Raw genomic sequence first — 24,733 nt, 5'->3', positions numbered from 1 at the left:
GCCGATGGATATGATGTAAGCAGAGACGCGAGCCGCTCCCGGTTTGGACCAGCCCTCTGGGCCCGAGACGCGGCTCAACCCGCCAGGAGGACCTATGGACGACGTGCGCGGACCTTCCGATCCCGGTGGCAGCGCCCGGGTGCACCCGGTGCTGCGCGCCATCGCCATCCTGATCTGCCTCTCCGTCGCGGCAGTGGCGGCTTTCGGCGGATATAAGTACTACACCCTGCGGCCGATGTATCACTTTCAGATGGTACCAGTGGTCAACGGTCCGCCGGAGGTGCCGTCACAGGCTTCTTTCAACGTGGTGCTGATCGGGTCAGACCAGCGGCCGGGCGATGCGGCAGGGCATTCCGACTCACTGCTCTTGGTGCACGTGAACCTGCGGGACAAACTGTTTAACGTGCTCAGCATCCCCCGCGACACCCGCGTTTACATGGACGGCCACGGCTATACGAAACTGACCAGCGTGCAGTACGTGGCGCAGGCGGAACTGGGGAAGATCCCGGGCATCGAGCGGGCGGTGGCGGCGGTGGAGAAACTCACCGGCGTCAACGTCAACTACTACGCGGTGACGAACTATTGGGGCCTGCAGGGCTTGGTGGACGCGGTGGGCGGCATCGAGATGAACGTGCCGTTCGACGTGCGGTTGACCCATCCCTGGTATCCGGAGGACCGGGGCAAGGTGATCCACAAAGGGTTGCGCACGCTGGACGGGAAGATGGTCACCGAGGTGGTCCACGAACGGGATTCCCTGCCGGAGGGCGATTTCAGCCGCCAGAAGTTGCAGGAGGAAGCGCTCAAAGGCATCGCCCGCGCGCTCTTGCGGCCGAGCGGTATCGTGCATCTGCCGGAGTTCATCCAGCAGTTGCCGAACTTTCTCATCGCGACGAACATGTCGAACGACGATATCCTCAGCCTCGCGCTGGCGGCACGCGGCGTCGATCTCGACACACAGGTCCACTACTACCAGGTCGAAGGCGAATCCCACTCGTTGTACGACGACATCCTGGGCCAGCGCAACGACCAGTTCGTGCCCGACCTGGAACAGCTGCACCAGGTGACGAGGGCGCACTTTTCCACGGGAACGGAGTAAGGCCGCAGTGTCCCTCGCGTGGTCAAGAGGCGTCCCATGCGAGCTGACCGAGGCGCATGACCCCGTGCGCGTCGATCGACGCGGCGACGTGCAGGGTCCAGCGCTGGCCCGCAATCGTCAGCTCCACGGACGCGGCGGTGGACTGCAGACGTTCCCCCTCCACCCCCAGGGTCACCTCGAACGGACCGGTGTACTGGAGGTCGCCGAGGGAATGGCCGAAGAGCGGATTTCCGATCTCCGCGCCCGCCAACAGCCGCTGCAGATCCTCCCGCTTGCCTTCGGCGCTGGCGTGCACGTACGCCAGCGTCAGCTGCACCAGCGTGTTGACGGCAGACAGGGGCCGCTCACTCGCAATGAAGGCGGCAGAAGGATGGCCGGTGTATCGCAGGTGACCCATCGGCAGGCCGTTCGCGGACAGGGTGAGGCCCTCGCGGGCGAGGTCGGCCGGGACGGCGGCGCGATACGGATCGTCTGCTGGAGGCAACTCGGCCCCCGCGGCGGATCCCGTGGCATCCGGTGCGGCGCCGGCCGGGCCTGAAGCGGCCCCGGGTGCTGGTGCGCTGACCCTGGACGTGTCGCCCGCGCGATCGCCGGTCCGTTCCACCCGCACCAGGGACGCGCTGACGAGGTAGCGCTCCGGCGTCAGGTACAGGGCATCGAGGGGATAGCACGTCTCGAGCACCAGCGTGGGGAGCGCGGTGTTCATCAGCTGATCGCCGGCGCGTACGACGCGGCTACCGGTGACTTGGTACACCCACCGGCCACCGGCCGTCCACACGGTCACCTCGGCCCCGGGCCGCAGCGCGTCGAGATGGCGGAACCAGGTGGCGTTGTGCGCCGCGATCACGCTGACCCCCGCCTCCCCTGGCATGGCGCTGCCGGTCAGGTGACCGGCGCCGGCGTTGAGCTCGGCGTCGTCGGTGCCTTCCAGGAGGGGCACCGTGATCGACAGGGCGGGAATGGCGATCCCGCCGATCAGCCGGCCTGCCCCAGGGCTGGCCAGGGGCAAGGTCGTCGTCATGGGGACGGCGGCGGGAGATGCGACGCTGGCACCGCGCGCCGCCACGCCGCTCGGGCCGCCGTCCGCCGGTTGCAACGGGGAAGTTCCCATGGCCTCCGCCTGCTTCAGAAGGGAGGCGCCGTGGAGCTTCGTCTCCACGTACACCCAAAGGGGCTGCGCGGCCACGGCCAGGCCCGACGCGATCAGGCCGATACCCGTCAGGGTCCCGACGCGCCTAAGCCGCACCGATGGCCCCGGGCCCATACGCCGCACGAGCGCCCCCAGCCCGATCCGCCCCATCACGTCCTTCCCTCCTGTTCACGCGCGTTGCCGCCGGCTGGCGACCAACAAACCGGTCCCGCTGCCCACAAGCAAGACGGCCAAGCCGAGGTCCGGCCACAACGGCAGTCCGGTCACAGGAGACGTGCCGCCGGGCACCGTCTCCGCCACCGGCGCCACAATGACGTAGTCCGCGCCGGCCTTGCCGGGAATGACGGCTTTTCCGGCAGTGACCTTGGCGCCTGCCACCGGAGTCAGCACGTCGCCGGTGATCTGAAACACCGCCGCGCCCGGGGGGATGGCGGGATTTTCGACGGTCAGCGTGAACGGTTTCTCGAAGGTGGCGAAGGACATGAAGTTGACGCCGACCTCCGCGATGGCCCTCTGCCGGCTGGACAACAATGGCGAGACGGCGTTGGCCGGCCCGCTGGTGACGTCGGCCTCGCTGCCCAGGGCGATCGCGCTGGGCGGCACGGTCAAGGTCACGCGGCTGCCATTGAGGGTGCCCGAGAGGGTGCTTCCTGCGGGGGAGACGGTACCAGCGACCAACTGCACCGGACCGTTCGGGCGGGCACCGTTGGAAGTCCCGTTGGAGCTGCCGCCGGATCCTTCATTCGATCCGGGACCGAACGCCCCGAGCGCCCGCAGGGCCGACTCTCCGGCCTGGGCGAGAACCGCCTGCCCGGAGGCCGTGGGGTGCACGTCGCCCTGCGCCACCCGTACGTACTCGGCCTGCTTGCCGGCGAACGCCGTGTGCACGTCGGCCAGGGCGACCCTCGGTACGGATTGGGCGGCCTTGGCGATGATGGCGTTCTCGGCTTGCTCAAACTGTTCGGTCACGGTGTTCAAGCCGGTCCCGGGCGGGAACGGATTGTAGAGATTGTACAGAACGATGGGAGCCTGCGTCTGGCTGCGCAGGGTGGTCAGGATGCTGGTCAGGTTGACGCCGAACTGCTGGATGGCCTGGGTGAACTGGGCCTGCTGCTCGGGCGTCACGGTGACGGGCGCGGTCGGATCCTTCTGAGCCGCGTCGAGTAGGTGCATCTGCCCGGCCAGGCGAAGGAGGTCGTTGCTGCCGATGTCCAGCGTGATCGCAGCGGCGCCCTGCACAGCCCGCGCAAAGTTGGGGGTCCCGAGGGCGACGCGCAGGTCCTCGGAGGTCCAGCCGGGGACGCCCAGATCGGAGATGGTGTAGCCGGTGTCTCGCCCGATGAGGTATGGGAACGCCGAATGCGATGGCGTGCTATTGCCGTTGGTGTCCGTGAGATTGTAACCAAATGTGATGGAGTCGCCAAGCGCGACCAGAACGCCCTCCTGTGGCTGTTGGACGGCCGCGGACGCCATGGCCTGAACGACTATCCCTGACCCCGACACAGCCGCCGGAGCGACCACCGTGATGGCGCCTGCCAACGCCGCTGCGGTGGCCTGACCAATGCGTGTGATGTTCATCCCCCGGTTTCCTCCTCTGCCCGAACGCCGTGGTGGTGGATGCCCGTATTGGGCGGATGTCCTTGTACACCTCGGCTTCCGGTCTATTCCATTCCTTCTCTATCATACGTTGGCAGGTGATATGTTTCAAGATTGCGAAAATCAGAAGGAAGGTACACCACCCTTCACGATTCCGGCGATTCATCCAACACTGCCCCTCGCTCCACATATACATTGACAGTTATATAACCCGTGGTTCATAATACATCGTGAAGGAAGGATGGAGAGGAGCCGTGCTGGACACCTACGCTGTGATTGCAGAGCCTTCCCGCCGACGCATCCTGGACCGGCTGCTACAGTCCGACTCCAGCGTGTCTGAGCTGGCCAGGGATCTCGGTTTGTCACAGCCCTTGATATCCAAACACCTTCGAACACTCCGCGAAAGTGGTCTTGTACACGTCCGGGTCGAGGCCCAGCGTCGCATCTATTCTCTGAATGCCGCGCCACTCGCGGAGATCGACGAGTGGTTGAGCGCCTATCGGATGAGATGGAATCAACATGTGGACGCTCTGGCCGAGCACCTCGAGCAGAGAAAAAGGTTACGGGAGGGAACCTCAAAGTGAGTTCACACGTTTCAGGAAATCCCCGCCTCACCCGTGACGGCGGCGACTGGGTCCTTGTGCTCGAGCGGATGCTGGAGCATCCGATTGAGGAGGTGTGGGCTGCACTGACCCAGGCCGAGCAGATCCCCCGTTGGGCACCGTTCACCACCGACAGGGATCTGACGACGCCCGGGCCGGTACGACTGGCGCACATCGACATGCCCGAGGCCGACGAGCGACAGGGGGATGTCCTGGAAGTCAACGCACCGGGCCTGCTCGTGTTGAGATGGGGTGCTGACATCCTGCGATGGGAACTGAGCGGCGAGGGAGACAAAACCCTCCTGGTTCTTCGTCACCGCTTCGCAGATCGTCAGCAAGCCCCCTCCTACGCGGCGGGATGGCATCTTTGTCTTGACGGCCTTGCCGGAACAGTGGCGGGCAAGAAGATGCCCTCCATGGTGGGACATAATGCTGTCAAATACGGTTGGCGGGAACTGTACGAACGGTATGCAGGGCTGTTGGGGATGAGTTCGTCGTAAGTGACCGCCACCAAAACACCGCCCCGCTTATGCGGAGCGGCCGACTGCCTGCACCGTGATCCCGGCGTCCGTCAGCGCCTGCTTGATGTGGCGTGCGAACTCGAGCGCGTGCGGACCATCGCCGTGGATGCACACCGTGTCTGCCTGGATGGCGACGTCCACCCCCTGCTGGGACCGGACCTTGCCCTCCTTGACCATGCGGATGACCTGTGCCACCGCCTTGTCCGTGTCCTGGATCATCGCGTCCGGCCGGCGGCGCGACGTGAGCGTCCCGTCCTGTTGATACGTCCGATCCGCAAACACCTCGCTCGCCGTCCGCAGCCCAATCTTCTGCCCCGCCCGGACCAGCTCGCTGCCGGAGAGGCCGAACAGGATGAGCTCCGGATCGACCTTGTACACCGCCTCCGCGATGGCCTCCGCCAAGCCCGCGTTGACCGCCGCCATGTTGTACAGCGCCCCATGTGCCTTCACGTGCTGCATCTTGCCGCCCTCTGCGCGCACGAACCCGTACAAGGCGCCGATCTGGTAGACCACGATGTCGTACGCCTCCTGCGGCGAGATGTCCATGGTGCGCCGGCCAAAGCCCACCAAATCCTGCAGCCCCGGGTGCGCGCCGATGGCCACGCCCTTCTCCAGCGCCATCGCCACCGTTTTGCGCATCGTCGCCGCATCCCCAGCGTGAAAGCCGCAAGCGATGTTGCACGACGTCACCACATCGAGAATCTGCTCGTCGTTGCCCAGCTTGTAAGCCCCAAAGCTCTCTCCGAGGTCGCAGTTCATGTCCAACCTGTACATCCCGACAACCTCCTCTGATGAATGGACGTGGCCCCGCCACTGGTCGATCCCGCCGGCCTGTCCGACCGGTCGATCCCGCTGGCAGCCACGCCTCAATCCAACTCCGTCACCAGGTCGCGGACCCAGTTGCGGCCGCCCACCGGAGCCAGTTCAATCGTCGCGTCCGGCTTGGCCTTCGTGCTGCACATGTAGCCCACCTTGCCGTCGATCTGGGCCGAGCACTCCTTGCACGCGTTCGCCGATCGGCACGAGTACCGCGCTGCCAGGGTCGGGTCCTGGTTCGCCCGCACCCACAGCACCGCGTCCAGTACGCTCATCCCCTGCCAGTACGGGACCTCGTACTCCGCAACCTGCTGGCCCGCTTCCGGGTTGCCGCGGACCACCCGCAGCCTGACCACCGCCATGCCCCATTCCCCCTTATTGTACTACCCAATCCAAGCGCCATCCTGCGCCCTCTTCATACGTGAAGGCTGTGCTCTTCGGTGTGTCCCAGGTTTCGTCGTGATCGAGCCGCACATGCGCGCCCCTTGTCTCGCGCCGCTCCAGGGCGCCCAGCACAATCGCCTCGCTGACCCGCAGCATCCGGTCGAGTTCCACCTTCTCCACCAGCTGCAACGGAAACCTGGGCTCCCGGGTCAAAGCCGCGTCCCGGCAGGTGGCGGTCAGGTCACGCACCCGCGCCAACACCCGCTCCAGCTGCGCCTGCGTGCGGAGCGGGCCCGCGTCCTCCCACATCACTCGCTGCAGCTCGCGCTTGAGCCCCATCATCGAAGCGTCATCCTGACGAACCGCCCGCGGATGCCAGAACGACTGCAGCCGCTCCCACTCCTGCTCGGCCGCCCGCCGCACCGCCGACTCGTCCACCCGCGTGCCGCGCGCCTTCGCCGCCGTCTCGCCGGCCACCCGCCCCGTTACCAGCGCCTCCGTGATGGCGTTGCCCGAGAGGCGGTTGGCCCCGTGCATGCCGTGGATCACCTCGCCGCACGCCAACAGCCCCGGGACCGTCGTCTCCATCGCTGGCGTCACCTGAATGCCGCCGATGTGGAAGTGCGCCATTGGGGCGACCTCGACCATGTCGGTCGTGAGATCGATCCCGTTGTCCTTCAAAATCCCAATCACCGGCCCGAAGGCCTCGCGCAGCTTGTCCTCGGGCACCATGCGGAAGTCGAGGTACGCTCCGCCGTGCGGCGATCCCCGCCCGGCCTTGACCTCCTCGAAGATGGCGAGCGTCGTCTGATCGCGCGCCGAGGTGTACTGGCCCGCCACCTCGCCGGTGTAGCGGTGCATGAACTCCTCGCCCTGTCCGTTGAGCAGACGGCCACCCAGCTTGTAGCGGAACGGGTCCCACATGATGGGATCGAGTCCGACCAGCGGCGGGTACAGATGCGCGATGGGGAAGAACTGCACCATCTCCATGTCGCGCAGCACCGCCCCCGCGTCGGCCGCCAGAACGAAGCCGTCGCCCGTCATGTTGGCCGACGCGCTGTTGCGCTGGTACACTTCGGTGAGCCCGCCGGTGGCGATCACCACCCTCGGCGCGGCCAAACTCACCGGCTCGAGGGTCTCGATGGCAAACCCGGCCGCGCCGGTGACCGCCCCGTCCTGCTTGACCAGACGCGTGATCATCACGTTTTTCAACCGGCGGATGTTCGGGTCTCGGAACGTCGCCCGCCGCAGCCCGGCCGACGTGGCCCCGCCGGTGTTGAGGATGTCCACGTACACGCAACGGCGCCTGGAATGGCCCGGCGCCACCACCTGCGCGTGCTTTCCGTCGGGTGTGCGCGCCCAGTTCACCCCGTACTTCTCCACTTCGAGGATGACCTCCGGCCCGCGCTCCACAATCACCCGCACGATCTCCGGCACCGACAGTCCGCGGCCCCCGGTCATCGTGTCCTCGAAATGGATCTCCGGGCTGTCCGGCTCCGCCTCGCCCAGCGCCACGGCCACCGTCATCTGCGCCAGCACCGTGGCCCCGCCGCGCCCGACGAGGCTCTTATCGACCAACAGCACGGACGCCCCGGCGTCACTCGCCGCCCGGGCCGCCATCAGCCCCGCCGCGCCCGAGCCGATCACCAGCACGTCCGCTGTGTAGCATTGCATTCTTATCCCCCCGGTTCGTATTACTTGGCGTGCGCTGCGCTCCGCTTCGACTCTTACGAGAGACGCTCCGCGCAGCGCACGCCAACCATCACGAACACGGCGGGATAACGCTGCGCTCGCGCACATCGCACTGGCCCTCGTACCACGTACTCGGGACGACGGTGGGTGTGCTGCGGAGCGGTTCGCGTCAGCGTAAGAGCGGAGCAGCACACCCACCGTCCCCTTTAGCGCATGAGCGGAGCCGCACGCCCATCGTCATGCAGCGCGCGCCAGATCACTTCGCCAGTGAGCGGCAACGCCTTCCCGCGGACGCCGAGCGCGTGCGCGATGGCGTTGGCCACCGCAGCCGGCACCGGATCGATCGCCACTTCCCCGACCGACTTGGCCCCGAACGGCCCGTGCGGATCCGGCACCTCCACGAACTCCACCACCACCGGCGGCACGTCTGCCATCCCCGGCATCCGGTAATCGAGCAGAGACAGGTTCTGCACCGCCCCTGAATGCGTCTTTAAGTCCTCCATCAAGGCCCAGCCAATGCCCTGCGCCACGCCGCCCACCACCTGGCCGGTGGCCGCCGCGCGGTTCAGCACCACCCCCGCGTCGTGCACCGCCCAATAGCCCGTGACGCGGGCGCGGCCCGTCTCAGGATCGACCTCCACCTCCGCCACGTGCGCCGCGAACGGATACGCGGGCGACGGGTTGCCATAAAAGGACGGGTCCGGAAAGTCGGTGTCCGGCGTGTACGATGCGCGCGCCTCCAGCACGTCACCGGCGTGACGCGCGCGATACAGACGAGCCAGTTCAGCCAAATCGTACACCTTCCCATCCGCCTCTGCCACCCCATCGCGCCAGCGGGCACCGGGTCCCAATGCCTCCTCCGCGAACCGCTCCAAGGCTTCGCGAAGCCGCTCGGCCGCCAAGCGCACCGCGTTGCCGCCTATCACCGTGCTGCGCGACGCCAGCGTCCCGATGCCAAACGGGTAGCGGCCCGTGTCGCCCGATTTCACCAACACCCTCGCCGGGTCGACGCCGAGCACCCGCGCGGCAATTCCCGCGTAGGTGGCGGACATGCCTTGGCCGAGATCGATCTCGCCGGTCTCCACCTCCACCTGCCCGTCCGCCCGCAGCCGGGCGACGGCGGTGGACCCTTCAAAGCGCGGATCGATCCCGCGGTACCCCGACACATGGTTTCCGAGCGCCATCCCGAGCCCGCGGTACTTCGGCAGGTCTTTGCGCCGCGACCATCCGGACAGTTCCATCACACGTGTGACGCACGCCTCCAGCTCGCAGCTATCGAGCCGGTATCCGTGCACCGTCGTCTCACCCTTGCGCACGATGTTCTTCAGCCGCACCTCGGCCGGATCCATGCCGAGCCCCTCGGCGATCTCGTCGATCACGCTCTCCACCGCGAACAGCATCTCCGCGTTGCCGAACCCACGCATGCAGGTGGTCGGGCTGTGGTTCGTGTACACCAGGTGCCCCTCGGCGCGCACGCTGCCGAAGTGGTACAGCGAATCCGGCCGCGAACACGCCGTCGCCAGCACGTTCGGGCTCCAGTACACGCGCGCCCCAGCGTCGGCCCACACCGTCACATCCTTGCCGAGAAAGCGCCCGGCTGCGTCGGCAGCGATGCGGATGTCGATGGTCAGCGGGACGCGCGGGTGGGCGGTGAGCATGTCCTCGTAGCGGTCGAACACGATGCGCACCGGACGCCGTGCCGCTCTGGCCAGCGCAGCGGCAATCAGGTGCGCCTTGTGGACGTATTTGGCGCCAAACGATCCGCCGATGGGCGGCACCTGGATCCGCACCTTCTCCTCCGGCAGCCCGAACGCGGCGGCGTACGTCTCGCGTGCCCGGTACGGGATGTGGGACGGGGTGATGAGCGTCAGCCCTTCCGCCTCGGCCCAGGTGGCGATCACGCCGATGGGCTCCAGATGCCCCTGGTAGATGCGGTTGGTGGTGTACCGCCCGCCGCGCACGATGGCCGCTCTGGCGAAGGCGGCGTCCACGTCGCCCCGCTCAATCTTGATGTGCATCGGGCGGTTGTCCGGCTTCTCGTCGTGCACCACCGGCGCACCGGATTTCAGCGCCTCCTCCGGGGAGAAGACGGCGGGCAGCGGATCGTACACCACATCGATGGCGTTCAGCGCAGCGGCCGCCGCTTCCGGCGTCTCCGCCGCAACGGCGGCCACCTCGTCGCCGACGAAGCGCACACGGTCCGAGGCGAGGATATTCCAGTCCTTGTACTGGGTCGGGCCGAAGGCCGGATGCGGCACGTCCTTCCCGGTGAGGACAGCGTGGACACCCGGGATGGCGAGGGCGCGGCTCACGTCGATGGAGACGATCCTGGCGTGCGCGTGCGGGCTGCGCAGGATGGCGCCCACCAGCTCGCCGGGCAGGTGCAGGTCGGCCACGTAGCGCGTGCGGCCGTGGATCTTGTCGGGGAGATCGGTATGCGGAGTCACCACCGGGCTCATCGCGAGGCCACCTCCTTCGCGGGACCGGCGCCGGCAGGCGCGGCCACAGCCGTGCTTGTGGCGCCGCCTTGCACCTGCGCGATCGCCTCTCGGATCGCCTGGTACCCGGTGCAGCGGCAGAGGTTGTTTTTCAGCGCGGCCTCGTAGCCGCTGTCCGCGAACCAGTCGGGATGCTGCAAGGCCGCGGACAGCGTCACCATGATGCCTGGGGTGCAGTAGCCGCACTGGGCCCCGCCGCAGGCGGCCATGGCGTCCGCCAACGCCTCAAAGCGGCTGTCGCTCGCCAATCCCTCGATGGTCCGGATGTCCATCTCCTGCACGGCGGCCACGGGCAATAGGCAAGACATCACTGGCCGCCCGTCGAGCAAGATGGTGCACGCCCCGCACTCGCCGGTGCGACAGCCGATCTTCGTCCCCGTCAGCCCCAGGCCATCGCGCAGGACGTCAGCCAGGGGGGCGAGCGGATCGCCCGTCCATCGCGTGGTCCGCCCGTTGATCCGCAGCGTGAAGACTTCCTCCGTCATCTGGTTCGTCACACTCCTCGTGATGCGCGCTTCACGTGTCCAGCACCGAGGGGTGGAACACCGCCTCCGGCGGCAGGGGCCGCGCGAGCAGGCCGTCCTCCACCAGGTACTGCATGAACGTCTCCACCTGTGCCCAGTTGGCCGCGAGGCCGTACGGCCAGATGTCTCCGCCCATCGCCCGCACGGACGCCTCGACGGATTCCACCAGCCACGGCGCGGTCGCCTCCAGCTTGACCGTCTCCAGGAGCGACGCCACCGCCTGCTCCTTCACCGACAAGAGCGTGTCGTACAGCAAGCGAGGCAGCTCCGGATGCGCATCTGCCACATCCCGGCGAATGGAAACCAGGTGCATGATGGGGAAGATCCCAGTCTCGCGGTAGTATGTCCGCTCCTCCGCGAAGGCGTCCGGAAAGAGGCGCCGGATGGCGCCGCCTTCGCCGCCGGGCGGGAAGTGCACGGCCGGAGGCCGGCGGGCCGACATCACCGCGTCCACCTCGCCGGTGAGGAGCCCGGTGAACAGATCGCTCTTCTCCCCGCGCCTTGCCGGGGTCTGCACAGGAATCCGCTCTGGCCGGTACGTCACCCAGGTCAGGTCGTTCGGGCCGAGTCCGTACTGGTGGCGGAACATGCCGCGCACCCACACCGCCGCCGTCATCTGAAACTCAGGGAAGCCAAAGCGGCGGCCGGCGAGATCGCGCGGGTGGTGATAGGGGCTGTCGGCGCGCACGTAGATGGCATTGTGGCGAAAGGACCGGGACAGAAACACCGGGATGGCCGTCAGCCGCGACTCGCCCTGGCCCAGTGCAATCAGATACGACGCCAGTGACAGCTCGGCCACCTCGTAGGGGGCGTCGTTCAACTGGCGGTAGAAAATCTCCTCCACCGTCGCCAGCTGCGGCTCGATGGTGAACCCTGGAACCTGCACCCGCCCGGTCAACAGCGGCAGGGTTCTGTCGCTCTGCGACATCGCCGTCACCAACCCACGATTCATCTCCATCTCCTCCTCCCCATGCACCGCGGACCGCACCTTCTCACGGCACGTTGCCCGCCGTCACGCCGCACAGCAGCAAATCGCCCGCGGGCCGGGCTCACTCCGGCAGTGGCAGGCCGCGCGTCTCCGGCAGCAGCAGCACCGCCACCGCGCCCAGGATGTAAATCAAGCCGAACACCGTCGCCGCCTGGCCGTAGCCGCCGAACGCCTGGATCAACACCGACGCCACAATCGGGCCGAACATCGCCAGGTAGCGGGCGCCGTTGAAGATCACCGAGATGGCCGTCGCCCGCGCCGCCGTCGGGAACAGCTCCGGCGGCTGGATGGTGTACCACGAGTACAGGCCGCTCGTCAGAAACCCGTTGAGCAACTGCAGCCACAGCACCGCCGTCAGGTTGTGCACCCACAGGAACACCACAGGCGTGATGAGGAGCGATCCGACGAAAAACGCGAGCGCCGTCGGCTTGCGCCCCCACGCGTCTGCCAGAAAGCCGAACAGGATGCAGCCCGCGATCTCGCCGGCGTTGTACAACAGCCCCGCAAGGCCGCTGTAATACGCCGCGTTCCCGCCGGTCTTCGCCGCGATCTGCGACACGTAGGACGGCACCCAGGACGAGATGGCCCACCAGCCGACGGTGATGGAGATGGACACCAACAAGGCCACGATCAAGTGGCGGCCGTACTTGCCGCGCAGCACCTGGGCGATGGAGTCGCCGCGCCGGTGCGCCTGCGTCCACTGGTATGACTCCGGGATCCGGCGGGCTGTGAGGAACACCACCAGCGCAGGGAGGATGCCGATCACGTAGATCCACCGCCAACTCAGCTGCATCTGCCCGCCGATCCACCACCAGATGCCCGACGCCGCAAAGGCGCCCAGCGAGAACCCGGACTGCAGCAGCCCGGCCCCTTTGGTGCGGTACTGCTGGGGCCAACTCTCGGCGAGCAGGGACGTCCCCACGCCCCACTCGGCGCCGATGCCCACGCCCGTCAAAAACCGGGTCAATGCCAGCTGCCCCCAGCTGTGCACCAGCGCGCTCGTGCCGGTGAACACCGCGTACACCAAGATGGCGAGAATCATCGTCTTCTTGCGCCCGATCTTGTCGCCAATCACGCCGCCGAGGATGCCTCCCGTCGCCCACCCGAACAAGGTGGCCGACACCAGGTACCCCGCGTAACGCGGCATTGCCTTCAAGTCCGCCGCCGGCAAGAGGCTGTGCAAAGCCGGCACCATCGTCAAGATCAGCGCGTACACCTCGTATCCGTCAAACAGCCAAAACATGAGTGTCAGCGCGAGCACGCCCCACTCTCGCCGCCCGAGCTTCGGCTGCGCCGCAGTTGCCGCAACCGCTTGTGTCATGCCGTCGATTCCTCCCCCAGCAAGTTCTGAATTCCCCGCCTGACCAAGACTTCTACCATCGCCCGCCGGTACTCCGCGCTCGCCCGCACGTCCGAGATGGGTTGGGCCGCCTCCGCGTACGCCCGGGCGACACCGTCGATCACACGTTTCTCCGGCCACACCCCGGTCAAACGAGCATCTACCTCAGGTAACCGCAGCGGCACCGGGGCCGCCGCGCCCACCGCGATGGACGCGCGCTGTATCCTTCCCTCCTCCACCGCGAGCACCACCGCCGCCGACACGATGGAGATGTCTGTGCCCCCGCGCTGATCGAGGCGAAGAAAGCACTGCCGTGCGCCCATCGCCCATGCGGGGATGAACACGCGGAGAATCAGCTCGTCCGCAGCCAACGAGGTTCGCTTGGGTCCGGTGATCAGACGTCCGATCACTTCGCGCCGCTCCCCCCGCCGGGATACCACCACCACCTGGGCATCCAGCGCCGCCAACACTACCACCATGTCGGCCGCGGGCGATGCGTTGGCGATGTTGCCACCGAGGGTGGCGCGGTTCTGAATCTGCCAGCCGCCCACCACCCGAGCCGCCTGCTGGAGGGCGGGCACGCCGTTCAACAGGGGGTGTTGCCACAGTTCGGCCGCGGTCACCGCGGCGCCGATGGAAAGGCCGCTGTCCACCGCCTCCACCTGTCTCAGCTCCGGCACGCGGTGGATGAGCCACCCCCTTGGTTTCCTTTCTATGTCTTTCGTTCCAATCTCCCCCGGCCACGCCGGGCTTATGGACCCGGGAGATGGTTGTACCCTCGACGGACGTATTCTATATTAGCCCCTTAAACAAGTTAATACAATTGGAGTAGACGGTTTTACGAAGCCGTTCATCCACCCACATCGGCATGAGACGGAACCATCTCCCTCTTGACCACTCCGGCCGACGTGGATATGCTCGTGGGTGAGACAATCGAAGCGAACCCCCGCATGACTGGCGGACACCGTGGAGCACCACGAGGGAGTGCGGGGTTGAACATGCCGGCCGCCTGGGCACCTGTGGACGTCGGAACTTCCGGCCGTCCCGGGGATCCCAGGCGGTCTCTTTTTGTGGCCAGTCGCCAGCCATTGAATGCATATCGATGCGGCGCGAAAGGAGCGGATCGACGGTGGCGAAGGAACTTCGAGGAATACCGGTGGCGGACGCGCTGCGGGCGCAACTTGAGGCGGACATCGAGGCTTGGCGGGCGCGGGACGTCACGCCGCGGATGGTGACCGTGCTCGTCGAAGGCGATCCCGCTTCCCTCTGTTACGCCCGCGCCAAGGGGCGCGTGGCGGCGAAGCTGGGCGTGGCGTACGAGGTGCGCACGCTCCCGGGGCACGTGACCCAGGCACAGCTGATTCAGTGCATCCAGTCATTGAACCGCGATCCTGCCGTGCACGGCGTCATGCTGGAGCTGCCGCTGCCCAAGCACCTGTCCGCGGATGAGGTGCTCCGCCATCTGTCTCCCATCAAGGATGTGGACGGCCTGACGCCAGCCAACCAGATGGCGACGGTATCCGGCGCTCCGGGCATCTATCCCGCCACGCCGCAGGCGTGCATTCGCCTGTTGAAGCACTACGGGTACACCCTGGCGGGCCGGCACGTGGCCCTCGTCGGATGCGGGAAGACGGTCGGCATGCCGCTGTTTCACCTGCTGGTCCGGGAAGGCGCGACGGTCACAGCGTGCCACGCAGGAACCCCGGACCTGACACCGCACCTGAAGCGGGCGGACATCGCGTTCGTCGCGGTCGGAAAAGCGGGCCTCATCCGGCCGCAGATGGTCCACCCCGGCCTGGTGGTGGTGGACGCCGGGATCAACGAGTCGGACGACGGAATTGTCGGCGACGTCTCACCCGAGACCGCGGCCATCGTCGCGGCCCTCACCCCCACGCCCGGCGGTGTCGGCGCGGTGACGACCATGCAGCTGTTCGCCAACCTGATGCACGCGATGCACCTGCAGCAGGCAGCCGGCGTCCTGAACGTCCCGGCGGCTGTGTGACGGCAGCGGCGGAGAGCCAAGGCAGACAGCCATAGGCGGCGTCACTTGGCCCGCAGGCGCCCCGCCTCGTCGAACAGGCCCTGGGCGCTGGCGCGATCGAGCACCACCGTGACCCGCTTGTGCAGCTGCAGAATGCTCGCCGGCACATCGGTGCGCACCTCGCCCAGCACCGCGCGCGCGATGATGTCCGCCTTCTCCGGGCCGAAGGCCATGAGGACAATCTGGTCGGCCTGCAGGATGGCCTGCACCCCCATCGTGATCGCCCGCCGCGGCACATCCTCGATGCGCTCGAAGAAGCGCGCGTTGCTCCGCACCGTCTCCGGGCGCAGTTCGACCACGTGCGTCTTGGACAAGAGCAGGTCGTCCGGCTCGTTGAACCCGATATGGCCGTTCACCCCGATGCCGAGGACCTGCAGATGAATCGGGTGCGCGCGGATCACGTCGTCGTAGCGCGCGCATTCGGCCGCGAGATCGTCCGCCATCCCGTTCGGGATGTGGATGTTCTCAGGCCGGATGTTGGTTCGCGAGAACAGGTGCGTATACATGAAATGGGCGTAGCTCTGCTCGTGGGTCGGCGGCAGGCCGATGTACTCGTCCAGGTTGATGGTGGTGACGTGGGACAGATCGAGCCCGCACCGGTGCAGCCCGACCAGGGCGTCATAGAAAGGAATGGGCGTCGATCCCGTCGCCAGCCCGAGCACCGGATCGGGCCGGGACTGAATCACCTGTTCCGCGAGCGCAGCCACATAGATGCCCGCGTCGTGCGGGGTATCGAATACGCGTATGTTCATGGATGTGCACCCTCCCGCTCTCGTTCACGGCGACGGGCTCCGCCACCCGCGCCGCGGATGGGAAGCCCGTCCGACTTCTCCTCTGTATGGTACCTGGAAACCGGGGCGCGGGCAAACCGGCCCGGTTGGGCAGCCCGGTGTGGCACGCCGGTTCGGCGATCCGCTCACGTGCGGTACTCCCCGTTGATGCGCACGTACTCGTAGGTGAGATCGCACCCCCACGCGGTCGCCTGGGCATCGCCGTCGGCCAGGTCAATCTCCACCCGGACCTCCTTTTCTTGCAGCACCTGCAGGGCCAGGTCCTCGTCGAACGGCAGCGGCTCGCCGTCCTCCATCAACGCCACCGAGCCGGCGGCGCTGGTGAAGCGGATGTGGACGCCGGCGGGATCGAACGGCGCGCCGGAGTAGCCCATCGCGGCCAGCACACGGCCCCAGTTGGCGTCCGCACCGAACAGGGCCGCCTTGACCAGGTTGGAGGTGGTCACGCTGCGCGCGAGGCGGCGGGCGGCATCCACATCCGCGGCGCCGCGCACCGTCACCTCCATCAGCTTGGTCGCCCCCTCCCCGTCGCGCACGATGAGCTTGGCCAGATGCGTGTTGAGGGTGTGCAGCGCCGCGCAGAAGGCCGCAAAGTCCGGGCCGTCCTCTGCGATGACCGGGTTCTCCGCCAGCCCGTTGGCGAGCACGGCGACGGTGTCATTGGTGCTGGTGTCGCCGTCGACGGAGATCATGTTGTACGAGTCGATCACGCTCGCCTTCAGGGCCCGGTCCAGCATCTCCCGCGAGATAGCCGCGTCCGTGGTGAGGAAGGCCAACATGGTCGCCATGTTCGGGTGGATCATGCCGGAGCCCTTCGCCATCCCGCCGATGGTCACCACCTGGCCGCCGATCTCGAGCCGCACCGCCGCCTGCTTGGTGAACGTATCGGTGGTGCGGATGGCCTCCGCACACGCCTCCCCCGCTTCCGGGGTCGCGGCCAGCGCGCTGCAGACCTGCGGGATCCCCCGCAGCACCACGTCCATGGGCAGGGGCACGCCGATCACGCCGGTCGACGCAACCAACACCTCTTCGGTCTGCACCCCGAGGGCCTGAGCCGTGGCCTCCCCCATGCGAATGGCGTCTTCGAGCCCGCGATCCCCCGTGCACGCGTTCGCATTCCCGCTGTTGACGACCACTGCCCGTACGGGCGCTTTTCGCGCGACCACGCGCTGTGACCACAGCACGGGTGCGGCCTTGACCCGGTTGGTGGTGAAGGCGGCGGCCACTGCCGCCGGTGCGTCGCTGACCAGCACCGCCAGATCCTTTGGCGGTGCCACACCCTCCGCCCTCACCGCTTTTATGCCAATGTGCGCCCCTGCCGCCCGGAATCCCTTCGGGCTGGTGACGCCTCCTTGAATGATGTCCATTCGTTGGCCCTCCTTTATATGGCCCTCTTTTGTGGCCCTCCTCGACCGCCTGGGCGGCAGGGGGTCGCCTCGGCTGCGGTGGCTGCCTTGGCCGCCGGGGTCGCAGTGGCACCTTGGCCGCAGCGGTCCAAGTGGCCGCCTTGGCCGCAGTCGCCGCCCGCACCTCTCTGCCGCGACGGCATGATGATTCATTATATTAGATATTTATGCGGTTGAGAGTACCGCAAACGGACATCCTGTGTGGGAAAATGGGTGTAGGGGCGATCGTGGGTTTCGGCGTGGCCTTCTGCGCTGTGCGCTGGGCGGTGCGCTCGGCGGTGGGACGAGCGGTACAAGCTATATTGATGTTAATGGCCTAGGTAAGCCAGACGATAGAAACCGCTTTGTTGTTATCTCAGACTCCGGCGAATGGTTTAAGATGAATTCATTCAGTTATCGCTGCCATCCATCCCCTCACTCAACCCGTTTTCATTCAATACGGTTCCTATTGACTCCCAGAGTCGAATGTATAAATAACGAATCCGCATTTATCCCCGCGCGATCCCGCTGGCTTAAACACAATTCGTTCGCTACGACATTGACGATGGTGCCCACGAGCCCCCATTCAACCATACCGCCCCCATTTCCACCCTATTCCCACCCCATTCATGTCCCGGGATGCCGATTCCCCCACAGGCCGCGTGGATAAAGTGCCACCGAGGCTGCCGGAGGACGGGTCGGGACACCGGCCCAAGCCAGCCGGAGTGAAGAGCGACGATTGGAAAAATCATCAGAAGGGTCCGTCACAAACGTCCACCCGCCCTCGTCTATTCCGTGTGAATGCATCCTGCACTGAAGGAGAGAGTGGAACGTGCATGCTCCGAATCGCCTCGCGCACACCGGGGCCCGCGTGATGACCGCGGGCGTCATCGGTGCCCTGCTGTGGCCCATCGCGCCGCTGGCCGCCCTGGCGGCCACAAATCCGGCCACAGCCAACACCGCGCCGACCAAAGCGGCAGGCGCGGCACCGTCGGGATCCATCCATCCCGACACCGCCACCGCGGCGAGCCCTCAGCCGCCGAAGCTCAGCATGGACCAGGCGCAGAAGATCGTCGAGTCGACCTTCCCCATCCCGGACGGCTACGTCCTGCAGAGCCGGTCCTATAATGACGCGCCGGCCAGCGGGCAACCGCCGACCTACAATTTCACCTACCAGAGCACCATGCCCGCGCCGGGGCGCTTCATGAACGTGTCCGTCGACGCCAACACCGGTCTGGTCGTCAATTTCAACCAGCCGCCGCAGCAGGACCACTTCGTCTATCCCGTCCCCGTGTCGGCCGACAAGGCACAGGCCATTGCCCAGGAATGGGCGCAGAAGCTGTATCCCAACCGGGCCGGGCAGGTGAAGGTGCAACCGCTGCAGGCTACCTATGGATCGCTGCTGGGGGCCACGTCGTACACGTACAACTTCGAGCGGATGGTGGGCGGCATCCCGGCGCCCTTCGACGGGTTCGCCATCACCATCGGCCAGAACGGGGAGCTGCTCGGCGTGCGCAGCCACTGGACGGATGCCGCGTTCCCCGACGCCGGTAAAGCTATCCCCAAGGCTCAGGCGGACGACACCTACCGAAATGCCCTGCAACTGCATCTGGAATACCAACAAATCTACCACCCGAACGGACCGGCGACCTCGGCGCTCCTGTACGTCAGCGCGCCGTCGTCGTTCATCGGGTGGCCAGGAGACAACTTCTCCAACCAGCGGATCGGCGGCTGGCCCGTCATCGATGCCACCAGTGGAAAGATCATCGACGCCGCGGGCGATCCGGTGGCCGTCCAACCCTACCAGGCTCCGAAGCCCCTGGTCCCGGGCGGGCCCACCCTGCCTGTGACGCCGCCCAAGGTCAACTGGTCGCAGCAGGCCGCCCTCGACTTCGCCCGGCAGGCGCTCGGCATCCAGACGTCCGACCGGCTGCAGTCGGTCAACCAATGGCAGCCGCAGGACGGGCAGACGACCTGGAACTTCACCTGGCAGACCGCCGATGGACAGGTGGTCTCGGCCACGGTCGACGCCACCTACGGCCGGCTGACCCAGTTCAATCAATATTCGTCCTCTCCCGAAGACCAAAAGGCGCAAAAGTCCGTCAGCCAGGCGCAGATCACCGAGGCCGTGAACACGTTCGTCAAGCGGGTGTTCGCCGGGAATACCGGCGCGATCGCGGTGATCCCCATGCCCGTCCAAAAATCGGCCGTTCCGTCGCTGCAGACCGACTACCAAGTCGTTCAGCTCGTCCACGGCATCCCTGATCAGGCCCGGTCCGGCTCCCTTCACGTCGATCCGCAGACCGGCCGCATCCAATCGTTTTGGATGAACGGCCCGGCCGCGGACGACAGCGCCGATCTGCCCGATCCATCCCGGGCAATCCCGCTGGCGAAAGCACAACAGGCCTGGCTGACGCAGCGACCGCTGTCACTCGTGTACCTGCTCACGCAGCCCGCCATCGTCGCCAGCAAGATGGGGCCGGTCAAGGTGACCACCGGATCGTCCGGTTCGCCGGCGCAGCCCCGGGTGGTGCTGGCCTACACCCCGTTGGCGGACACCACCAGCAATGACCTGTTCAACGCCGTCACCGGCCAGTTCGAACCTCCGCAGACGCCCGTCCCGTACACCGGGCCCCTGCGCGACATCGATGGCGTCCCCGGGGCCGACCAGATTCGGCTGCTCGTCAGCCGCCAGCTCATCCCAGTCGATGCGGACGGCAACGTGCATCCGTCGCAGAACCTGACCAACGGCACGTTCGTCAAGCTCCTCGTGGACGCCCTCGGCTACCAGTACCGGTACGACGCGGCCGCAGCCGCGACCAGCGAGGCGATGCAGGTGTTGGCGAAGGTCCCCAAGACTTCGCCGCAGTACCAGGAGATCGCCGTCGCGTACGAACTCGGTTGGCTGCCGCAAGGGCAGCCGTTCGATCCGGACGCCGCCATGACCCGCGGCTTCGCGGCCACCCTCCTGGCGCGCGCCCTCGGCTACGGACCGTTGCTCGCCCATCCGGACCTGTTCCAGCTGAAGGCGAGCGACGCCGCCGACATCGGCGACAGCCAGTTCGCCGCCGCGGCCCTGTCGGTGTCGCTCGGCCTCCTGCCGCTGCAGTCCGATCGGTTTAACGCCGGCGGCCCCGTCCGCCTCTCCGACGCGGCGATCGCGGTGGTCCAGGCCGCCACCCTCATGCAGACCCCTGGCGGCGTGCGGCCGTTGTGATGCGGACGGGGGACGACGGCCTGTTCTTCTACGCTGTTCCTTGCGTTCGGTCACCCCGGCGGCATTCGACCGCCGGGGTGACCGTGATCATTTCCTTGCGGAACTGCCCAACTGTAAAATAAGTGGGATAAACACAGAGGGGTTGTTCCATTGATACGAAATCGGCCGGTATTGTTTCTGGTCCTCTTGAATGTGTTCCTCCGCGGCCTTTGGCTCTGGTACATGCACCCGCCGCAATTGTACGATTTTGACTGGTATTACACCCATGCGGTATCCATGTTACACGGAGAAGGGTATAAGCAAGGGAATCTCTATACGGCCTACTGGCCGATTGGATACCCGTTCTTTCTCCGGACCGTGTTCTCGCTGACTGGAACAACCTCGGTCATCGCCGGATTGATCGCAAACGCGCTCCTCAGCATCGGCATCGTGATTCTCATTTACTTTGCAACGCGGAAGATGACCGGCAACATGACGGTTTCTTTCTTGGCAGCACTTGGCTACACGCTTTTGCCCAGCCAAATTGAGTGGAACGCTGTGCTAGGTTCTGAGGAACTTTACACGTTCCTCGTCATGTTATCGGTTTTCATGTATCTGAGAAGCGAGCAAGACAGATGGTGGATCTGGACAGCGGTATCCGGAATATTGCTCGGGTTCGCAGCTGACGTCCGGCCGATACCGCTCTTATTCCCGGCAGCCATCCTGTTGTACGAAATCTGGATGCGCCGCCAACCTTGGCGTGTGTCTTTGATCAAAACGGGGGTTTTTGCTGCCGCCATGCTGGTGGGCGTGTGCCCTGTCACGATCCGCAACTACATCGCTCTGCACCACTTTGTGCTGATTTCAACCAACGGCGGAGTAAACCTTTGGCAAGGCACGAAAGCGGACGGATCGTATTATTGGTCATGGGATCCGAAGGTGAACCCGCTTCTCGCAGCCGGTACAGATCAAATCGCCGAAAACAAAATCGGGATGCACGTATTTATCGATCATGTACTCCACCACCCGCTTTGGACGGTGATTCATGGGGTCATCAAGATTTTCTTCCTGTACTGGGTGGATTGGAATGTGGTCAGCGTGACTTTCCAAGTGACTGCGAAAAAGCTTACGAATGCAGCCATGTGGTTTGACACGATTGTCTATTGGTTGTGGATGATTGTCGTGTTTTTCGGCATGCAAAAGAAGGTTCCCTGGAGAAGGATCGGTCTGCCGCTCCTGTTCGTTTTGTACAACACAGCGGTGTTCTTCTTTTTCCCGGCTTGGGACAGATTCCGATATCCGCTCATGCCGTTTCTTGCAATTCTATTTGGATACGGACTGGAGCGCATTCTCTCAAGATATTCGTGGATCAGCTCAGCGCACAGTTATAGGCAGGTTGGCTAATTTCCCCGCTCGCGGCAGAATGCCAGCAGCGCGGCCGTGTCGACCGTCATCCCAGGCCGCGGTACCACCACCGCCGTCACCGCCTCCATCCAGTAAGGGTCCGGCACCCCGATGACCGCCACCTCGGACACGCCCGGGAACTGGTAGATGAGCTCCTCCACCTCGCGGCTGGCCACGTTGACGCCCCCCGCGCCGTTCGAAATCCGGATGGCGCAGCAGCGCGATCCACACCGTCGGCGGACAGAACAGCTGCGTCGCCCCCTCACGCTCGACCGCGTCCAGGATCGCCTGCGGCGACGCCTGTCCGAGGATGTTCCCGCTGCCGCCCACGTACACCCCAGGGCCCAGGAAGCAGTGCAGCTGCGCGCTGTGGTACAGCGGGAGCGCGTGGATCGCGACGTCCCGGGCCTCCATCCGCCCGTCGACGATGCAGCTGACGTACTCGCTGATGAGGTTGCGGTGCGTTCATACATAAGATTCGGACAAAAACCACCCTGTGCACCTGGGTGATCATTTTGGTGAATCCCGTCCAGCTACACCAGAACCCAGGTAGGGCGCCGTCGGCCGGAGGCCCAGGAAACAGGCCCCGGCGATGTGCGGCGCCCTGAGACAACCCAGGTCAGACCGATTCTCTGGACGCTGCGGCCAAAGCGACCGCCAGTTGCGCCCCGAGTTTGGCATTGTTCTTGACGAGCGCCACGTTGGTCTCCAGGCTCCTCCCGCCGGTCAGCGCCTTGACGCGGTCGAGCAGGAAAGGGGTAACGTCCTTGCCGCGGATGTCACGTGCCTCCGCCTCCTCCAGGGCACGGGCTATCACGGATTCCACTTCCTCGGGGTCCATGGCGTCCGCTTCCGGAACCGGGTTGGCAATCACCACACCGCCACGCAGGCCGAGTCCCCATTTGGTGTGGACGAACAGCGCCAGCTCCTCCGGGGTGTTCAGCGAAAAATTGGTGGCAAAGCCGCTGCGCCGGCAGTAGAACGCCGGGAATTCCGAGGTTCGGTAACCCACCACGGGCACGCCGTGGGTCTCCAGGTATTCGAGCGTCAATCCCAGATCCAGAATGGCTTTCGCGCCGGCACAGACCACCGCCACATCGGTCTGCGCCAATTCCGTCAGGTCCGCCGAGATGTCCATCGTCCGCTCGGCACCGCGATGCACACCGCCAATCCCGCCGGTGACGAACACCTGGATGCCCGCGAGACGGGCGCAGATCATCGTCGCCGCCACGGTCGTCGCGCCGTTGCATCCCTGGGCCAGCACGTACGCCAGGTCGCGGCGGCTGACCTTGGGTATGTCTGCACGATGTTCCGGGCGGCCTAGAAATTCCAACTCCTCCTCGGAAAGCCCGACGCGGATGCGTCCGCCGATGATGGCGATGGTCGCCGGGACGGCGCCCTCACGGCGGATAATGTCCTCCACCTCGCGGGCGGTCCGGACATTTGTGGGATACGGCATGCCGTGGGCGATGATAGTGGATTCCAGGGCGACAATCGGCTTCCCGGCAGCCCGTGCGGCTGCCACTTCGTCGGAGAAAATCAACCACGGTACATGGCCTTGCGTCATACAATCATCTCCTCAGTCGACCGAGAGAATCTCTGTCAGCCAGGTATGCGCCAAGCGCGATGTGATCTCTGGACAGACCGTCTCCTGCGTCAGAAGCGTCCGCTGGGCCAGACGAGCCGCAAACCGGCAGGCCTGTTGCACGCTCAGCTTGTGAACCATCCCGAACGCGAATCCGGCGACAAACGCGTCCCCGGCTCCAGTTACGTCGACGACCTGAACCGGATCGGCCGGCATCTCGCCGAACCTGCCGGACGCATCCATCCATGCCACGCCGTCCTGCCCAAGGGTGACCACGACGACGCGGCAGCCTCGCTCCCGCAAGGCTGCGCAAGCCTGCCGGAGTCCTTCCGGCCCCGCGACGGCTACGCCGGATAGGGCGGCCACCTCATCCCGATTGGCAATCAGCGCCCAGACTCCGTCCAACGAATGCGGCAGGCGCATGGCTTTGGGCACGGACACCGGGACCACGAGCAGGCGCGTTCCCGTCGAGGCCGCTTCCGCAATGACATGGGCCAGGCTCTCGGCCGGCAGATTGGTGTCCAACACGGTCAACTCCGATTGTCGCATCAGCCGCAGCCGCGGCGCCAGGAGCTGCACCGTGAATTCGTCGTAAATCGCCATGTCCGCCAGTGCCACGGCCAGGCTCCCATCGGCGTCGAGCACAGCCGTGTACGTGCCCGTCCGACCGCTTCCCGACCGGATGGCGTGGCTCACGTCCACACCGTCCTGACGCGCACGCTCCAACAGGCTGTCCCCCTCCTGGTCGTGGCCCACCATCGTCACAAGCACCGGCAGCACCCCGAGCCGGGCCAGGTTCTCCGCCACATTCCTCGCTACCCCGCCGTGAGACTCCGAAACAAAGGCGGGGTTCGACGTGCCGTATTGAATGGGTGCCATCGTCTGGATCTTCCTGTCGATGTTCGCACCGCCGATGCACAGGACCGGCCGGCGTTCGGGCAGCACATAGGCCCGTCCGACAATCTCACCCTCGCGGATCAGCGCCGAGATGTGAGCGGCCACCGCGGAACGGGAGATGTTGAGGCGCAGCGCCAGATCCTTCTGTGACACGAACGGATTCTCCCGAATCAGCTGCAGAATGGCCTGCCTGGTGTTCCCATCCGGTGGTGCCACAGGATCACCCCG

Annotated in this window: 20 protein-coding genes, 1 pseudogene and 1 riboswitch; of the genes and pseudogenes, 6 read left to right on the top strand and 15 right to left on the bottom strand. The window is 65.9% G+C overall.

The annotated features are described in order from the left end of the window. Positions 1-103: 103 nt before the first annotated feature. On the top strand, positions 104-1,096 hold the full coding sequence (locus N687_RS0114265) for an LCP family protein (protein ID WP_035463244.1): 993 nt from the start codon (positions 104-106) through the stop codon (positions 1,094-1,096). A 22-nt stretch (positions 1,097-1,118) separates the two neighbouring features. Here the strand turns inward: N687_RS0114265 and N687_RS22355 are convergent, their stop codons facing one another. Then, entirely contained in the window at positions 1,119-2,396 is a 1,278-nt protein-coding gene (locus N687_RS22355) for a class D sortase (RefSeq protein WP_051663278.1), read from the bottom strand. An 18-nt stretch (positions 2,397-2,414) separates the two neighbouring features. After that, complete coding sequence (locus N687_RS22350) at positions 2,415-3,824, bottom strand: GDSL-type esterase/lipase family protein (protein ID WP_051663277.1); 1,410 nt, start codon at positions 3,822-3,824, stop codon at positions 2,415-2,417. Between the two features lie 272 nt (positions 3,825-4,096). Here N687_RS22350 and N687_RS0114250 point away from each other — a divergent pair, with 272 nt between their 5' ends. Continuing rightward, entirely contained in the window at positions 4,097-4,426 is a 330-nt protein-coding gene (locus N687_RS0114250; RefSeq protein ID WP_029422491.1) for an ArsR/SmtB family transcription factor, read from the top strand. Beyond that, on the top strand, positions 4,423-4,944 hold the full coding sequence (locus N687_RS0114245) for an SRPBCC family protein (protein WP_035462318.1): 522 nt from the start codon (positions 4,423-4,425) through the stop codon (positions 4,942-4,944). The genes N687_RS0114250 and N687_RS0114245 overlap by 4 nt, the downstream gene beginning before the upstream one ends. Before the next feature lie 27 nt (positions 4,945-4,971). Here N687_RS0114245 and N687_RS0114240 read toward each other — a convergent pair whose 3' ends face one another. From N687_RS0114240 to N687_RS0114205, 8 genes are all read right to left on the bottom strand, one after another. Further along, on the bottom strand, positions 4,972-5,739 hold the full coding sequence (locus N687_RS0114240) for a LamB/YcsF family protein (protein ID WP_029422489.1): 768 nt from the start codon (positions 5,737-5,739) through the stop codon (positions 4,972-4,974). 92 nt (positions 5,740-5,831) lie between these two features. After that, positions 5,832-6,143, bottom strand: a complete 312-nt coding sequence (locus N687_RS0114235; RefSeq protein ID WP_029422488.1) for a 2Fe-2S iron-sulfur cluster-binding protein — start codon at positions 6,141-6,143, stop codon at positions 5,832-5,834. Between the two features lie 13 nt (positions 6,144-6,156). Beyond that, positions 6,157-7,839, bottom strand: a complete 1,683-nt coding sequence (locus tag N687_RS0114230; RefSeq protein WP_051663276.1) for an FAD-binding protein — start codon at positions 7,837-7,839, stop codon at positions 6,157-6,159. A gap of 224 nt (positions 7,840-8,063) precedes the next feature. Further along, the gene (locus N687_RS0114225) at positions 8,064-10,316 is read right to left on the bottom strand and encodes a xanthine dehydrogenase family protein molybdopterin-binding subunit (RefSeq protein WP_051663275.1); all 2,253 of its coding nucleotides are present in this window, start codon (positions 10,314-10,316) and stop codon (positions 8,064-8,066) included. Beyond that, positions 10,313-10,840: a (2Fe-2S)-binding protein gene (locus N687_RS0114220; RefSeq protein ID WP_029422485.1), complete on the bottom strand. Its 528-nt coding sequence runs from the start codon at positions 10,838-10,840 to the stop codon at positions 10,313-10,315. Before N687_RS0114220 ends, N687_RS0114225 begins: the two co-directional genes overlap by 4 nt. A gap of 31 nt (positions 10,841-10,871) precedes the next feature. Further along, positions 10,872-11,831 carry a 4,5-dihydroxyphthalate decarboxylase gene (locus N687_RS0114215; RefSeq protein ID WP_035462315.1) on the bottom strand — a complete coding sequence of 320 codons (960 nt, stop codon included), beginning with the start codon at positions 11,829-11,831 and terminating at the stop codon, positions 10,872-10,874. Positions 11,832-11,928: 97 nt separating this feature from the next. After that, positions 11,929-13,188, bottom strand: a complete 1,260-nt coding sequence (locus N687_RS0114210; RefSeq protein WP_051663274.1) for an MFS transporter — start codon at positions 13,186-13,188, stop codon at positions 11,929-11,931. Next, positions 13,185-13,886, bottom strand: a complete 702-nt coding sequence (locus tag N687_RS0114205) for an FAD binding domain-containing protein (RefSeq protein WP_051663273.1) — start codon at positions 13,884-13,886, stop codon at positions 13,185-13,187. The genes N687_RS0114210 and N687_RS0114205 overlap by 4 nt, the downstream gene beginning before the upstream one ends. 260 nt (positions 13,887-14,146) lie before the next feature. Beyond that, a riboswitch (ZMP/ZTP riboswitch) is annotated at positions 14,147-14,228 on the top strand. Positions 14,229-14,335: 107 nt separating this feature from the next. Here N687_RS0114205 and N687_RS0114200 point away from each other — a divergent pair. Beyond that, positions 14,336-15,208: a bifunctional 5,10-methylenetetrahydrofolate dehydrogenase/5,10-methenyltetrahydrofolate cyclohydrolase gene (locus N687_RS0114200; RefSeq protein ID WP_029422481.1), complete on the top strand. Its 873-nt coding sequence runs from the start codon at positions 14,336-14,338 to the stop codon at positions 15,206-15,208. Positions 15,209-15,249: 41 nt separating this feature from the next. On the opposite strand, the gene nagB is transcribed toward N687_RS0114200, so the two are convergent. Both nagB and argJ read right to left on the bottom strand, forming a co-directional pair. Further along, positions 15,250-15,999 (bottom strand): glucosamine-6-phosphate deaminase, encoded by a 750-nt coding sequence (gene nagB, locus N687_RS0114195; RefSeq protein WP_029422480.1) that lies wholly within the window; start codon positions 15,997-15,999, stop codon positions 15,250-15,252. A 164-nt stretch (positions 16,000-16,163) separates the two neighbouring features. Continuing rightward, positions 16,164-17,405, bottom strand: a complete 1,242-nt coding sequence (argJ, locus tag N687_RS0114190) for a bifunctional glutamate N-acetyltransferase/amino-acid acetyltransferase ArgJ (protein WP_029422479.1) — start codon at positions 17,403-17,405, stop codon at positions 16,164-16,166. A gap of 850 nt (positions 17,406-18,255) precedes the next feature. Here argJ and N687_RS0114185 point away from each other — a divergent pair. Next, entirely contained in the window at positions 18,256-20,640 is a 2,385-nt protein-coding gene (locus tag N687_RS0114185; protein ID WP_029422478.1) for a YcdB/YcdC domain-containing protein, read from the top strand. A 150-nt stretch (positions 20,641-20,790) separates the two neighbouring features. After that, a complete protein-coding gene (locus tag N687_RS0114180; protein ID WP_156040164.1) occupies positions 20,791-22,023 on the top strand; it encodes an ArnT family glycosyltransferase in 1,233 nt (410 codons plus the stop codon). Positions 22,024-22,028: 5 nt separating this feature from the next. Here the strand turns inward: N687_RS0114180 and N687_RS23240 are convergent. From N687_RS23240 to N687_RS0114165, 3 genes and pseudogenes are all read right to left on the bottom strand, one after another. Then, positions 22,029-22,488, bottom strand: a pseudogene (locus N687_RS23240) (AMP-binding protein); the annotation flags it as partial. Positions 22,489-22,642: 154 nt separating this feature from the next. After that, a complete protein-coding gene (locus N687_RS0114170) occupies positions 22,643-23,590 on the bottom strand; it encodes a pseudouridine-5'-phosphate glycosidase (RefSeq protein WP_029422474.1) in 948 nt (315 codons plus the stop codon). Between the two features lie 12 nt (positions 23,591-23,602). Continuing rightward, positions 23,603-24,721, bottom strand: a complete 1,119-nt coding sequence (locus N687_RS0114165) for a carbohydrate kinase (protein WP_051663271.1) — start codon at positions 24,719-24,721, stop codon at positions 23,603-23,605. Positions 24,722-24,733 lie beyond the last annotated feature (12 nt).

The sequence above is a fragment of the Alicyclobacillus macrosporangiidus CPP55 genome (genome assembly GCF_000702485.1).
Lineage (GTDB): Bacteria > Bacillota > Bacilli > Alicyclobacillales > Alicyclobacillaceae > Alicyclobacillus_H > Alicyclobacillus_H macrosporangiidus_B.
This window is presented reverse-complemented; position numbering and strand designations above follow the sequence as displayed.